Raw genomic sequence first — 14,689 nt, 5'->3', positions numbered from 1 at the left:
TCCTCTCTTCTCTTCTCGCCTTTTAGTCACAACTTCGGGAGTTGTTCGTGATCGACCGCAAGAGCCTCCTCAGCGACCTGCAGAAGCAGGTCAAGGCGGCAGAGACCGACCTGGACGCGCAGGTCAAGGCCGTTCCCGAGGTCGGGGTGCGGCTGCGCGGCGAGTACGACCAGGCGAAGAAGCTGGGGCGGACGGCGGCGACCTGGAACAGCTGGCTCGGGGAGCGGGTCACGCAGGTCGCGGTGGCGTGGGTGCTCGGCACGGTCTTCGTCCGGTTCAGCGAGGACAACCGGCTGATCGCGGAGCCGTACATCACGGCACCGGACGTGGCGGGGCGCGAGGTCGCCCAGGCGCGGTACGAGGAGTACATGGCGAAGGACGCCGATCCGACGTATCGCGGGTGGCTGGAGACGGCGTTCGCGGAGTTGGGCGCGGGGCAGGCGGGGCGGCTGCTGTTCGACCGGGACCACAATCCGCTGTACCAGATTCCGCTGTCGCACGACGGGGCGGGAGCGCTCCTTGCGTTCTGGCGGGAGCAGAAGGCTGCGGAGGCGGAGGACGGCTCCGGCAGCACGTCGGTGCTGGTTCACGACTTCACCGACCCGCTGAGCGAGGACGGCACGAAGGGGTGGGACACCCGGTTCCTGGGCGACCTGTACCAGGACCTGAGCGAGGCGGCGCGTAAGACGTACGCGCTGCTCCAAACCCCGGAGTTCGTGGAGGAGTTCATCCTCGACCGGACGATGACGCCAGCGGTGCGGGAGTTCGGCTTCGAAGAGCTGAAGATGATCGACCCGACCTGTGGGTCGGGGCACTTTGTGCTGGGGGCATTCCGGCGGCTGGTGCGGATGTGGGGCGAGGAGCGGCCGGAAGTCGGGGCGTACGAGCGGGTGCGGGCGGCGCTGGAGTCGGTGCACGGGGTGGACCTGAACCCGTTCGCGGTGGCGGTGGCGCGGTTCCGGCTGCTCGTTGCGGCGATGGCGGCGAGCGGGATGCGGACGTTTGCGGCGGCGCGAGAGTACGAGTGGCCGATCCAGCTGGCGGTGGGCGACTCGCTGATCAAGGACCGGCAGTTGGAGTTGCAGCTGGGGCTCGGGGAGGAGGGCGCGGCTGGCGATCCGCTGGCGGAGTTCTCGTACGCGACGGAGGACGTGCAGGAGTATCCGGGGATTCTGCAACAGGGGCGGTACCACGCGGTGGTGGGGAACCCGCCGTACATCACCGTCAAGGACAAGAAGCTCAACCAGCTATATCGGGAGCTGTACGACGCTTGCGCGGGGACGTATGCGCTGTCCGTGCCGTTCGCGCAGAGGTTCTTCGAGCTCGCCAAGCGGGGCGGGGGAGACGGGCGCGGCTACGGCATGGTCGGCCAGATCACGGCGAACTCCTTCATGAAGCGAGAGTTCGGAACGAAGCTGATCGAGGAGTTCTTCGCTCACAAGGTCGAGTTGACCGAGGTCATTGATACGTCGGGGGCATACATCCCGGGGCATGGGACGCCGACGGTGATCCTGGTGGGGCGGCCGATGGGGGGCTCAAATCGGCAGTCCTCGATACGAACCGTGCGGAGCGTACAGGGGGAGCCATCGGCACCAGAAAACCCGGAAGAGGGACTGGTCTGGCGTGCGATCGAGGACCAGATCGACCAGCCAGGAAGTGTCGGGCAGTGGGTTTCAGCGGACGACCTGGAGCGAGGTCAGCATTTCGGAAAGCATCCGTGGATCCTGGCTGACGGCGGTCTTGAGATGGTAGCGACGCTGAATGCGGCCTCCGCAACCAAGCTGAAGTCGGTAGTCGAAGAGATTGGCGCAGGCGCCGTCACACGTGAGGACGACGCCTACATGGTCGGAGCTGGAGCCTTGCGGCGCGCCAATATCACCGAGGCGCATGCGCGTGAGCTGGTCGATGGCGTCGCTGTTCGTGACTACCTCATCGACGGGGCCGAACTCTCCTTGTGGCCCTACGAAGAAGCAAACCTGGAAGCGGATGCCTCCGAGGAGGTAATTCGTTTCCTGTGGCCAATGCGAAGGTACCTGGTCGATCGAGTGGCTTTCGGGAAAACTCAAATTGAACGCGGCCTTCGCTGGTTCGAGTACTCCATGTTCTTTCGCCGCCGATACTCTCCGGCCGCAACGATTGGATTCGCTTTCGTTTCCACTCACAACCATTTTTCCCTAAACCGAGAGCCTCGTGTTTTCATCCGTAGCGCACCGGTACTGGTCCTCCCAGAAGGAGCAACGGACGAAGAGCATGTACAACTGCTGGGGCTGCTCAACAGCTCCACGGCCGGGTTCTGGCTCAAGATGGTGAGTCATGACAAGGGGATTCGCGGCGAAGGCGGCGGATTCACCAGCGACGACTGGGAGCGTTTCTACGAATTTACGGGAACCAAGCTCCAGGAATTCCCACTTCCTGTTGAGGATCCCACTGCTCTTTCCACCACTCTCAACACGCTGGCCCAACAGCTCTTCACCACAACCCCCGCCGCCCTCGCAGCCGAAGCCACCCCCACCGCCCCCGCCCTCCGCGACGCCGAAACCCGCTACGCCTCTACCCGCGCCCGCATGATCGCCCTCCAGGAAGAACTCGACTGGCAGGTCTACTCCCTCTACAACCTGCACTCCGAGGATCTCCGCCTGCCCGACTCCTCCGCCGTCCCCGAACTCGCCCTCGGCCAGCGCGCCTTCGAGATCGTGCTCGCCCGCCGGGTCAAAGCCGGCGAGGCAAGCGGCGAATGGTTCAAGCGGCACGGCTCCACCCCCATCACCGAGATCCCGTCCCGCTGGCCCGACGACTACCGCGCCCTCGTCCAGAAGCGCATCGACGTCATCGAGTCGAACCGTGCCATCGGCATGATCGAGCGCCCCGAGTACAAGCGGCGCTGGGCCACCGAGGGCTGGGACTCGATGCGGCAGAAGGCGCTGAAGTCCTGGTTGCTGGACCGCATCGAGGACCGCTCGTACTGGTTCGACGCGAACGGCAACCCCACCGTCACCACCCTCGCCCGCCTCACCGAAGCCCTCTCTGCCGACGAGGACTTCACCTCCGTCGCCGACCTCTACGCGCCCCGACAGGACCTCGCCAAGACCGTCCGCGACCTACTCTCCGAGGAGCACGTCCCGTTCGTTTCGGCCCTCCGGTACAAGCCCGCCGCGCTCAAGAAGCGGGCCGACTGGGAGCACGTCTGGGATCTCCAGCGCGAGGAGGACGCCGCGCCGGACGAGCCTGCCAAGCGGAAGATCCGGGAGCGGACGCCCGTACCGCCGAAGTACACGTCCGCGGACTTCCTCAAGCCCAGCTACTGGCGCGCCCGCGGCAAGCTCGACGTGCCCAAGGAGCGGTTCGTCTCGTACGGCACGGTGAACGCGCAGTCGCCCGAGCTGTACGGGTGGGCCGGCTGGGACCACCTGGAGCAGTCGCTTGCGCTCGCCTCGTACATCCAGACCACCGGTCTCGGCAGCGAGGAGATCGTGCCGTTCTTGGCCGGGCTCCTTGAGCTCCAGCCCTGGCTGGACCAGTGGTACGGCGAGTACGACGCCGAGTTCGGCGCCTCCCCCGCCGCCGAGATCCTCGCCTTCCGCCAGCAGAAGCAGGGCGAACTCGGCCTGACCGACGACACGTTGCGCGCCTGGCGACCCGCTCCCGCCACTCGCGCGAAGAAGGCCGCCGCCCCGAAGAAGAAGACGGCGGCCCCCGCAGAGTCCGACTGAGCAGTGCGTCTGTGAGGCGGCTGATCCGCCGCCTCACAGAAGACAGTCAGGAACCCGAACGTGCGCGGTGAAAGCCGCCCAGGCACCGGAGGCGACAGCAAACGAGTCGCGGCCAAGGTCCTTGGAGTCCCGGACGCGGACCGCTTCGGCGTCCAGCGCGACCTCGATGCAGTTGTCGCCTTCGCTTCCGCTGTAGCTGCTCTTGAACCAGTCCAGGTCTTCCGTGGTGCTCATAGCGCTCCTGGCATCTGTTCCAGCAAGCTCACCGTAGCCCGGCAAGCCAGGGCCTGGGAACGCAGCCTGCCATAGCGTTGAAAGAGAACGCTTACGTCGTTCGGAGCGGCGATCAGGCTGCTGGAGCGCTGGCCTTCGACGTAGCCGATCCACTGGTGGCCAGGCCGCTCGGCCAAGTACATCTGACCGTCGATGCCGGTGTGATCCTCCTGCCGAAGCGGCATCACCTGGATCTCCACGTTGCGTTGACTTCCAACGTCGAGTAGATGGTCGACGACGTTGCGAGTGTCCTCGACTCCTCCCAAGCGGCGTTCAAGGAGCGTTTGTTCGATGACAAAGCTGAAGGCGGTGTTCGGCCGCTGGGTGAGGAGTTGCTGACGGTCCAGCCGAGCGGCAACCTCGCGTTCCAGCTGCTCCTCAGTGACAGGCGGGAGCCTGCCGCCGAACACTGCGCGGATATATCCCTCCGGCTGCAACAACCCCGGAATCACCCGGCATTCATACGCGTACAGCGTGATTGCCTCCTCCTCGATCCCCGCCCATTGCAGGAACCAGGACGCCAGCCCGGCCTTCCTCCGCAGGCTCTTCGCCGCTGCCGCGAGGACCTTGCCCGCGACGGGCCCCAGCACTTCGGCCGTCCGGTCCGGAAGGTTCTCCGGAGGGAACCGCTTGCCCTGCTCGATCTTCGCGACGTACGCCGCCGAGTAGCGCACACGCGGTGCGAACTCCTCATGGGTTAGGCCGTCAGTCTCCCTCAGCGCCTTCAAGACGGCCCCGAACGTCTTGAAGGCTGGCGGACAGTTCGGGTTCACCACCCGCCGTCGTACTGCTGCCGCCCTGGTCCGCCGTCACCGCCGCCCCGCTTTCCGTGCCCCGCGTCGGTCAACCTGCCCATGGTTACGGGGAGTTACCCGCCCAGTCCAGGGCCTGAGCCAGTACAGATGGATCTGTATGGGTGCCGTTCCTGTCGGCACGGCAGGCACCGCCGGAAGGCTGGGCGTATGAAGGCATCACAGATCCAACCACCCCAGACCATCAGCGAGTTCACGCACGCCTTCCCTGCCACCCGACTCAGTGCGAGCCTCGCCCGCCGGGCCGCCGTGGCCCGGCTCGACGGCTGGGGCAGCCCGCCCGGCAGCCCGCTCTCCGACACCGTCGCCCTCCTCGTCGCCGATCTCGCGGCCAATGCCGCCCGCCACGACCGCGTACCGGGACGGAACTTCGAGCTACGCCTCCTCCATAAGCACGTGCGTACGACCGCGGTCGTACGCGTGGAAGTGTCCGACACCCACCCACGACGCCCCGACCCCACGACGGTCGCCATGGCCGACGCGGACGCCGACGGCGGCCGGGGACTCGCCCTCGTGGCGGCCGTCGCCGACGACTGGGGCGTCGAAAACCGCACCGGCCCGGCAAGACCGTATGGGGGCAGACCGGGCCGACCGGCCACCCGGACCCGAGCAAACCGGACCGCCCCTGACACCGGCATCGCTCACCGACGCCCGGCGGAAACTGGACTGCTCAGAGCAGCACGCGCTTGCCCTCAAGGAATCCCGCCAGCTCCGGCACCGGCAGAATCCGCACGCCCTTGCCTCCCTGGTCGAGAGCGGCACGGTAGGCGCACAGATCCCGCGGGGCGGACGTAACCACGACCGCCTCCGGGTGGCGTGCCGCGACGACGACCGCGAGCGCGTCCACCTCGTCGGGGCGCTTCCCGTCCGGCAGATCGGCCAGCGCGAGGAGCTGTCCGGCCCGCTTGGCGTCATCGGTCACCTGTCCGCCCTGGCACACGCCGCACGGCGGTGGCTCGACACTCCGGGTGCCGAAGACCACGCACTCCGGGATCAGCCTGGTCAGCGGTGTCCACCTCTTGGGCCGCCACGCCTGCGCGAGGACGGGCAGCGGGATCACCGGCGGGTGGCCCGGGCCGAGCAGCGCACGGTGCAGGAGGTGGGCCGGGCGGTCCTGCCGGTCGACGGCGATGAGCATTCCCGCGCCGTAGACGAACACCGGACGGTTCACGCGGCGGGATCCTCCGGCGCGGCCAACGCCTGGGCCATGCCGGCCCGTGCGGCCGCAACGTCCTCATCCGTGATGTCCACCACCGCGCCGGACGGCACCGGAGCGGCGTCCGTGGCCGCGATCGCGGCGTCCATGCTCGCGAACCGGCGCACCACGACCTCGTCCTCCGCCATATGCCGCCGCACCGCGGCCGTGACGTACGCCGAGACATCGAGGCCCAGCGCCGCGGAGGACTTCTTGACCGCCGCGTGCAGCACGGGGTCCATGCTGATGCTGAAACGCGTCTTCGTAGCCATACCCCAAACCGTAACACGCCGTGTTACGCGGTTGCCGTGAATCGCAGGGCCCACTGTCAGTACCGCCCTTTACGATTGATCGGGCAGCTCAGTTTCTGATCGAGCTGAAGGACCAGCCGGGCGAGGAGTATCAGAGACACCATGGCGTTCATGAGCAGGAACACCCCCCGCCCCGAGGGCCGGCCCCTTCTCCGCGAGCTGATCGACATCCCGGAGCGCGTGTCGACGTCCGACTTCGTGCTGAAGCTCGGCGAGGCCGTCACGCCAGAGGGCGCCGAGGCCGCCCTGCGGGACTACGTCGTCACCGACCGCCTGCGCGGCAACTTCGACGAGGCACTGGACCTGATCAAGTCGGCGCTCGACAGCCAGTCCTCCAAGGCTGCCTACCTGCACGGCTCGTTCGGTTCCGGTAAGTCGCACTTCATGGCGGTGCTCTACGCCCTGCTCTCCGGCCACCAGGCCGCCCGCACCAAGACGGGCCTCGACCCCGTCCGCGCCCGCCACTCCTGGCTGGACACGGGAGATCGCAAGTTCCTGCTCGTCCCGTACCACATGCTCGGCGCCAAGTCCCTTGAACAGCGCATTCTCGGCAAGTACGTGGAGCACGTACGCAAGGTGCACCCCGGCTGCGATCTGCCGCAGGTCTATCTGACCGACGGCCTCTTCGAGGACTTCGCCGCGCATCGCCGTGGCAGCGGCGACGACCGTGTGATCGCGCAGCTCGCCGAGGCCGACAGCGGCGAGGGCGACGAGTGGGGCGAGGCGTTCGCCTGGACCACCGAACTGCTCGACCGGGCCGTCGCCGCGCAGGAGGAGCACGAGAACACCAAGGGCTTCGACCTGGACAACCCGACCACCCCGCAGGAGCTGCGGGCCCGGCTCGTCCAAGACCTGACCAAGACCCTCTTCCCGTCCTTCGCCCGCAGCGCCTCGGAGAACGCCGACGGTTTCGTCTCCCTGGACAAGGGCCTCGGCATCATCGCCGCGCACGCCAAGTCTCTCGGCTACGACGGACTCGTCCTCTTCATGGACGAGCTGATCCTGTGGCTGGCCACCCTCATCCACGACCAGAAGGCGCTCGGCCGCGAGGCCGGCAAGGTCACCAACTTTGTGGAGGGCGCCGACGAGCGCCGCGCCATCCCCGTCGTCTCGTTCATCGCCCGCCAGCGTGACCTGCGCGAGCTGGTCGGCGAGGAGATGTCCGGCGCCGCCGAGGCCGCCGTGCAGGACACGCTGAAGCTCAACGGCGGCCGATACGACTCGATCGTCCTGGAGGACCGCAACCTGCCGACGATCGCGCAGGCCCGTCTGCTGCGTCCCGTCGACGACGAGGCCGAGGCGAAGGTCGCGGCGGCCTTCGACGAGGCCAAGAAGCTCGGCCCGGACGTCTGGCAGACCCTGCTCGGCCACAAGGACTCCACCACCGGCGCGGACGAGGACGCCTTCCGGCGCACCTACCCCTTCCCGCCGGCGTTCATGGACACCCTGGTGCACATCTCCGGGGCGCTGCAGCGCTCCCGCACCGGCCTGAAGCTGATGAGCCAACTCCTGGTCGACCACCGAGACGACTGGCGGCTCGGCCAGCTCGTACCGCTCGGCGATCTGTACCCGGCGATCGTCGGCGGCGGCGACAAGGCGTTCAGCGGCGAGACCAGCGTCCACTTCGAGGCGGCGGACAAGCTGTACCGCGAGAAGCTGCGCCCGTACCTGCTGAAGACCAACCAGGTCACCGAGGACGACGTGGAGACGTACAGGCGTCGTCCGGAGACGATCAACGACCCGCAGCTGAAGGCCCGTTGCCGGGACTTCACCGGTGACAGCCGACTGATCCAGACGCTGCTCCTCTCCGCGCTCGCGCCGAGCGTCCCCGCCCTGTCCGACCTGACCCTGGCCCGCCTCAACGCGCTCAACCACGGGTCCATCACCACCCGGATCGCCGGAACCGAGATCGGCCGCCTGGAGCAGAAGGCGAAGGAATGGGCGGCGACCTTCCCCGAGATCAAGGTCGCCGGCACCGGTCCCGGCGCGGTCGTCCGCCTCGAACTGACCGGCGTCGACCTCGACGCGGTGCTCGCCAACGCCCAGGTCCACAACAACCTGGGCAACCGCCGGACCAAGATGCGCACCCTGCTCAAGGAGGCGCTCGGCGTCACCGACGGGACTGGCGGATTCGACCCGTACGACACACTCGACCTGGTGTGGAAGGGCACCGAGCGGCAGGTCGAGGTGGTCTTCGGGAACGTCGCCGACGTCGACTCGCTCTCCGACGCGGCGCTGCGGCCCAGCCAGGAGGACGCCTGGCGGCTCGTCGTCGACTTCCCTTACGACGAGGGCGAGTTCGGGCCGATGGACGACCTCCAGCGACTGCGTACGCTGCGGGAGAAGACGGGCGGCGACTCGCGGACCCTGGCCTGGCTGCCCACTCATCTCACCGACGCCACCCGCGGCGACTTCGAACGTCTCGTCGTCATCGACAAGGCACTGTCCGACGAGGCCCGCTTCGACTCCGAGTTCGCGCGCAGTCTCAACGCCGACGACAAGGCCCGTGCCAAGGGCATGCTGCAGTCGCAGCGGGAGGTCCTCACCGAGCGGGTCCTGGGCGCGCTGAAGCAGGCGTACGGACTCGCGCAGAAGCAGGAAGGCGTCGTCGACCTCGGCTTCGGCAACCACCTGGAGGCCCAGCAGCAGGTGGCGGACCTGCAGCTACCGATCGGTGCACAGATGGACGACGCCGCACGTCAGCTGTCCGGGAAGCTGCTCGCCCACCAGTTCCCCGCCCACCCCGAGCTGGATCCGGAAGGCACCGGGAAGCCGCTGCGGGCCGCCGAGATCAAGACCGTCTTCGAGTACGTGCGCAAGGCCGCCGAGGACCGTGACGGGCAGGTGGAGGTCGAGTCCAAGGACCGCAAGGTCATGGCGCGGATCGCGGGCGGCCTCAAGCTCGGTGTGATGCAGGAGGCGTACTACCGGCAGTCCAACGCCTGGCTCGACCACTTCAACGCGCAGGCCCGGCGGGACGGAGTCGCCGAGCCGACCCTGGTCAAGCTTGCCGACTGGAGCGACCAGCCCGACCCGCGCGGCCTGCCCGAGCCGCTGCGTCGGCTGCTCGCCGCCGCGTACGCGGAGATGTCCGACCGCGTGTGGGTGCGCGGCGGGGTCGCGGTCGAGCCCGCACCGCTGCCGAGCGATCTGAAGCGTGACTACGCGCTGCGGGAGCAGCCGCTGCCCACCGAAGCGGACTGGGCGGAGGCCCGCAAGCGATACGAGACGGTGTTCGGCACGCCCGCACCGCAGTTGCGGCGTGGGCGAATCGTGAACCAGTTCGCCGGGGAGATCCGCAAGGCCGCGAAGGCGTTCGCCACCGATGCAGCACGCCTCGTCACGGAGCTGGAGAAGCACCGGGGGTTCCTGCACCTGGACGACGCCTCGCCCCGCCTCGTGCTCGCCCGGCGAGCCCAGGAGCTGGTGGACGCGGTGCGGGAGGAGAACCTCGGCGCCAAGGCTGTGGTGGACCGGCTGGCCGGCTTCGACCTCGGCGGGTTCACCGCGCACCGGTACAGCATGTCGCTGACCAGTGCCCGGACCGTGGCCGATGCGCTGCAGAACACCAGCTGGGGTGAACAGCTGGAGCTGGCCGACACGCTCGGCCGGGACGGTGCGGCAATCCTGGAGCGGGTGCGCGACGCCGCGGTCGGCGACCCCGGCGACTACCCCGACCTGCCGGCCGTACTGAAGAAGGGCAGCCGGGAGGTGATGGCACTGCTGCGGTCCCGGCAGAGTCCGCCGGTGGCCCCGCAGCAGTCCGCCGCCCCGGCACCCAGCTCCGACACGGTGCCCCTGGACGGCGGCTCCGCCCATCCGCAGGTGCTGCCGACGCCGCCGCCCGCACCGCGTGATCCGGCGCGCCCGGTGGCCCGCTCCGGTGGCGGTCGGACGACGGCCGCCCGGGCGGCTGCGGAGCTGCAGGCCGAGATCGCGGCACTTGCCGCGGCCCACCCCGACGCCACCGTCGAGGTCACCTGGAAGGTCGTCGACTGATGTCCGGCACGATCACCACCACGCCCGCCGCCGAGCCGGGGCCCGCAGCTGCGGGTCCCGCCCGGCTGTCCGTGAGCACAGTCCGCCAGTTCGTCGCGGCGCGCAGCAAGCTCTGCGACGGCGCGGTCCGCGTCATGCTGCTGCGGGCCGCCCCGCAGTGGGACGGGGCTGCCGTGCAGCCGACGGTGGGCGGGACGCAGGTGCGGGTGACTGTCGCGCCGTCCGTCCTCGCGGTGCACGAGCAGATCCTGGACCACCTGGAAGCGCAGGTCCCGCCGGAGCCGCGCGTCCTCGTCGTCCTCACCGGCCGGGAGAACACCGAGCTCGACCCCGGTCTGCTCGCCCGCGTCTACAGTCGCCGCATCAGGTCCGTCGACAACTGGGAGGTCGTGCAGGAGGCGTTCGGCGCGAGCGGCCTCGACACCCGCCTGCGCGGCGAGACCTGGGCGGCCGAGGCGCTCCTGGACGCGGCGGGCACCCGGGGCTGGCGCTCGATCGGCAGGGGCGTGCTCTCCCGCGACGAGGCCCTCAGCCGGCTGACCCGGCGGCGTCTCCGCCTCGACGACAGCAGCGGGGACACACCGGCGGGACGCGTCCTGCCGGGAGAGTCGGACCGGGTCGACCCCGTCGCCCTGTTCCGGTGGGCCCTCACCCCCGGCGGCCCGGACCTCCTGCGCGAACTGCGCGGACCGGAGAAGGCCGGCCTCGCCCACTTCCTCGCCGCACCCGAACAGGGCGGCTCCACGGGCAGGGTGATCACCGCCCTGGTCGATGCCGAGCACGGCCCCGACGCAGCTGCGTACGCAGTGGTCTGCGCCGCCCTGTGGGGACACGCGGAGGCCGACCACGACCTGTACCGCGCGCGCGGCCGGGCCGAACGGTGGCTCGGCGAGCAGCCGCCCGCCCAGGGCGACGAACTCGACCGGCTCCTGGCCTCCTTCGCCCGCAGCGGTGAGGCGTACGTACGCGATCTCGTCTACCGGGGCGAGCACCGTCTCGCCGACCCGGTGCTGGCCCGGGCCGCACAGCTGGTCGCCCAGTTCGGGGCGCAGGCAGCCGCCACCGCCAGTCCGCTCCTGCCCGCCGGGCTCGACGCCCGGTTCACCGCGGTCGGTCACGCGCTGACCGGCGGCTCCGCCGAGGCGGTCACAGACTCCGTCGCTGCGCTCCGCGCGCACGCTCTTGCCACCGGCGACGGCGAGACCCGGGCCCGGATCGAGCGGGTCCGGATGGCCGTACGGCTGCAACGGTGGCTGGCCGGGAACCCCTCGGACGAGATCGAGTCGGTGACCGACGGGACGGACCGCCAGATCCGCGAACTCGGCTGGGCCGACCGCGCCCTGGAACACCTGGAGGCGGGCGGCGACCCCGACTCCGTACTCGCCGCCGCGTACAGCCGGATCGGCGACCAGGTGCGGCGGACCCGCCGCACGCTCGACCACGCCTTCTGCGAACGGCTCGCGGTGTGGACGGCGGACGGCAGCTCCCCCGGTTCCCTGCTCACCGTCGAGTCCCTCCTGACGCGGGTCGTCGCACCGGTCGTCGCCGAGCCGGGGCGCCGGGTCCTGCTGCTGCTCCTGGACGGGATGAGCGCGGCCATAGCGGCCGAGCTGGGGCAGGAATTGCGCGAACAGTGGGCCGAGTTCGACCCGCTTCCCGTGGCTCACGGCGCACCGGTGCGGCGTGCCGTGGCCGCCGCGCTGCCCACACTCACCGCTGTCTCGCGCACCTCGCTCTTCACCGGAACCCTGATGAAGGGCGACCAGAACGACGAGAAGCGGCTCTTCCCTCAGCACTCCTGCTGGCAGGGTGCCCCGGCGGCCGTCTTCCACAAGGACGACCTGCGCGGCCCCGACACCGGCTCGCCCTTCTCCACCGCCCTCGGTGAGGCCCTCGCCGACGAGCGCATGCATGTCGCCGTCGTCCTCAACACCGTCGACGACCGGCTTGCCAAGGAACAGAAGCTCGGGGACGGCGCCTGGCGGACCAAGGAGGTCGGCGGTCTCGAGCCGCTGTTGCGGGCCGCGCGTGCGAACGGCATGACCGTGCTCCTGACCTCCGACCACGGCCATGTCATCGAAGGGCGGGGCAGCAAGCTCGACGCGCCCGCAGGCACTATCGGTTCAGCCCGCCACCGCGACCCCGGCGGCCCGGTCGCCTCCTCCGAGATCACACTGGCCGGGCCGCGGGTGGTCTGGCCGGAGCCCGGCTCGCGCATCGTCGCTCTGCGCGACCACGACGCCCGGTACACCGCCCTCAAGGCGGGCTACCACGGCGGTGCGACCCTTGCCGAATTCACCATCCCGCTGCTCGCCCTGCTGCCCTTCGGCACCGAACCACCGGAAGGATGGCGGGAGTTGGGCGATCCAGCTCCGCTGTGGTGGTCGGACGAGACGGGCATCGAGACGGAATCCGGCGCCGAGGCCGCCGCCTCGTCCGGCACCGCTGCCCCCGTCGCCACGCCGTCGCGTCCGCGCGCCAAGCAGTCCAGGAAGGCCGCCCCGCCCGTGGCGGAGGGAGTCATCGGTCTCTTCGGCGATGAGGAACTCGCCCCTCTCACGCCCCAGAAGCCCGCCGACCCCGCACCGGAGACCGAAGCCCCCTCCTTCCAGGCCCAGCCGCCTGCCGTCGCGCTCGTGGAACGGCTCGTCGCCACCGAGCTGTACGCGGCGCAGCTGGACCTGCTCGCCCGGAAGCCGCGGGACCCGTCCGTCCTGCCCAAGGCGCTGGTCGCCCTCGTCGAAGCGGGCACCCTGCCCATGACCGCCCTGGCCGAACGCGCGGGCCAGCCCGCCGGCCGCGCCCCCGGTTTCGCCGCGACCCTGGCCCAGCTCCTCAACTACGACGGCGCCCAGATCCTGGAGATCCTCCCCGACAACCGCACCCTGCGCCTGCACCGGGCCCAACTGATCGAACAGTTCGGACTGCATACCCCGTGAGCACGACGAACCGGATCCGTCCGCCGGTATTCCGGCGGTCCGGCAACCTCCCTGATGGGAGACTGTCCGGGTGAACGCGTTCGGATCCTCAGCCCCTCGTGCCGGTGCACCCGTCGGCGCCGTACGCCGCCGCGCCGTCGTGGACGCACTGCGGCGCGGCGCCGTCCCCGAGAGCGGCCTCGACCTGCTCGCCACCGGCCTGGGCCGCTTCGAGCAGGCGGTCGACGAGGAACTGGACACCGTCGCCGCCGGCGGCTCGGTGTTCAAAGCGGTGCGCGGTGAGTACGGCTCCGGCAAGACCTTCTTCACCCGCTGGCTCGGCGAGCGCGCCAAGCGGCGCACCTTCGCCGTGGCCGAGGTACAGGTGTCGGAGACCGAGACCCCGCTGCACAAGCTGGAGACGGTCTACCGACGGCTCACCGAACGCCTGACCACCGCGAGCTTCCCGCCCAGCGCCCTGCGGCCCGTAGCCGATGCCTGGTTCTACGCCCTTGAGGAGGACGCGCTCGCCGACGGCGCGGCCGAGAGCGAACTGCCGCAGGCCGTGGACCGACTGCTCACCGCCCGCCTGGCCGAGGTGTCCCGCCAGGCCCCCGCCTTCGCCACCGCCCTGCGCGGGTACAAGCAGTCCCTGGACGCCGGCGACGAGGCAACCGCCGCCGCGGTGATGGCCTGGCTCGGCGGCCAGCCGCACGTCGCCGCTGCCGCACGTCGCAGCGCAGGAGTCCGCGGCGACCTCGACCACTTCGGCGCCTTCGGCTTCCTGCAAGGCCTGCTGACCATGCTCAAGGACGCAGGGCACGCCGGGCTCGTCCTCGTCCTGGACGAGGTGGAGACGCTGCAGCGGGTCCGCTCCGACGCCCGCGACAAGGCCCTCAACGCCCTGCGCCAGCTCATCGACGAGGTACATTCCGGCCGCTTCCCCGGCCTCTACCTCGTCATCACCGGCACGCCCGCTTTCTACGACGGACAGCAGGGCGTCCAGCGTCTCGCCCCGCTCGCCCAGCGCCTGGCCACCGACTTCACCACCGACCCACGCTTCGACAACCCGCGTGCCGTGCAGATCCGGCTTCCCGGATTCACCGAGGAGTCCCTGACCGGTCTGGGCGCCACCATCCGTGACCTGTACGCGGACGGCGTCTCCTCCTCCGACTCCGCCGAGCGGGTCAAGCGGCTCGCCGACGACGCGTACCTTTCGGACCTGGCAAGGGCCATGGGCGGGGCGCTGGGCGGGAAAGTCGGAGTGGCACCGCGCCTGTACCTGAAGAAGCTGGTCGGGGACGTACTCGACCGGATCGATCAGTTCGACGACTTCGATCCGCGTACGCACTACAAACTGACCCTCGGCAGCGGCGATCTCACTGCCACCGAACGCAACCTCGCCGCGCCCCCGGCGGCCGCGTCGGCCGACGACCTCGATCTCGACCTCTGATCTGTCGCCTTCCCATCC

Annotated in this window: 7 protein-coding genes and 2 pseudogenes; 5 read left to right on the top strand and 4 right to left on the bottom strand. The window is 69.8% G+C overall.

The window, feature by feature from the left end:
- Positions 1-47: 47 nt before the first annotated feature.
- A complete protein-coding gene (gene pglX, locus ACF1BH_RS05685) occupies positions 48-3,710 on the top strand; it encodes a BREX-2 system adenine-specific DNA-methyltransferase PglX (RefSeq protein ID WP_391641129.1) in 3,663 nt (1,220 codons plus the stop codon).
- Between the two features lie 33 nt (positions 3,711-3,743).
- Here pglX and ACF1BH_RS05680 read toward each other — a convergent pair whose 3' ends face one another.
- Both ACF1BH_RS05680 and ACF1BH_RS05675 read right to left on the bottom strand, forming a co-directional pair.
- Positions 3,744-3,944, bottom strand: coding sequence for a DUF397 domain-containing protein (locus tag ACF1BH_RS05680; protein ID WP_391641128.1), 201 nt, complete (start codon positions 3,942-3,944; stop codon positions 3,744-3,746).
- A pseudogene (locus ACF1BH_RS05675) lies at positions 3,941-4,796 on the bottom strand (Scr1 family TA system antitoxin-like transcriptional regulator). The gene ACF1BH_RS05680 and the pseudogene ACF1BH_RS05675 overlap by 4 nt, the downstream one beginning before the upstream one ends.
- Positions 4,797-4,837: 41 nt before the next feature.
- Here ACF1BH_RS05675 and ACF1BH_RS05670 point away from each other — a divergent pair.
- A pseudogene (locus ACF1BH_RS05670) lies at positions 4,838-5,281 on the top strand (hypothetical protein); the annotation flags it as partial.
- Between the two features lie 184 nt (positions 5,282-5,465).
- Here the strand turns inward: ACF1BH_RS05670 and ACF1BH_RS05665 are convergent.
- Both ACF1BH_RS05665 and ACF1BH_RS05660 read right to left on the bottom strand, forming a co-directional pair.
- Positions 5,466-5,966, bottom strand: coding sequence for a hypothetical protein (locus ACF1BH_RS05665; protein ID WP_391641127.1), 501 nt, complete (start codon positions 5,964-5,966; stop codon positions 5,466-5,468).
- Positions 5,963-6,262, bottom strand: coding sequence for a hypothetical protein (locus ACF1BH_RS05660; RefSeq protein ID WP_391641126.1), 300 nt, complete (start codon positions 6,260-6,262; stop codon positions 5,963-5,965). Before ACF1BH_RS05660 ends, ACF1BH_RS05665 begins: the two co-directional genes overlap by 4 nt.
- Positions 6,263-6,403: 141 nt before the next feature.
- On the opposite strand from ACF1BH_RS05660, the gene ACF1BH_RS05655 reads away from it, so the two are divergent.
- The 3 genes from ACF1BH_RS05655 to brxD all read left to right on the top strand — a co-directional run bounded on the left by ACF1BH_RS05655 (position 6,404) and on the right by brxD (position 14,671).
- Complete coding sequence (locus ACF1BH_RS05655) at positions 6,404-10,300, top strand: phage resistance protein (RefSeq protein ID WP_391641125.1); 3,897 nt, start codon at positions 6,404-6,406, stop codon at positions 10,298-10,300.
- Positions 10,300-13,239, top strand: coding sequence for a BREX-2 system phosphatase PglZ (gene pglZ / locus ACF1BH_RS05650; protein WP_391641124.1), 2,940 nt, complete (start codon positions 10,300-10,302; stop codon positions 13,237-13,239). Before ACF1BH_RS05655 ends, pglZ begins: the two co-directional genes overlap by 1 nt.
- A 70-nt stretch (positions 13,240-13,309) precedes the next feature.
- On the top strand, positions 13,310-14,671 hold the full coding sequence (brxD, locus tag ACF1BH_RS05645; protein ID WP_391641123.1) for a BREX system ATP-binding protein BrxD: 1,362 nt from the start codon (positions 13,310-13,312) through the stop codon (positions 14,669-14,671).
- Positions 14,672-14,689 lie beyond the last annotated feature (18 nt).

The sequence above is a fragment of the Streptomyces sp. NPDC014733 genome (genome assembly GCF_043083385.1).
Lineage (GTDB): Bacteria > Actinomycetota > Actinomycetes > Streptomycetales > Streptomycetaceae > Streptomyces.
Note: the sequence above shows the minus strand (reverse complement) of the source record. Positions and strands in the feature narration are given on the sequence as shown.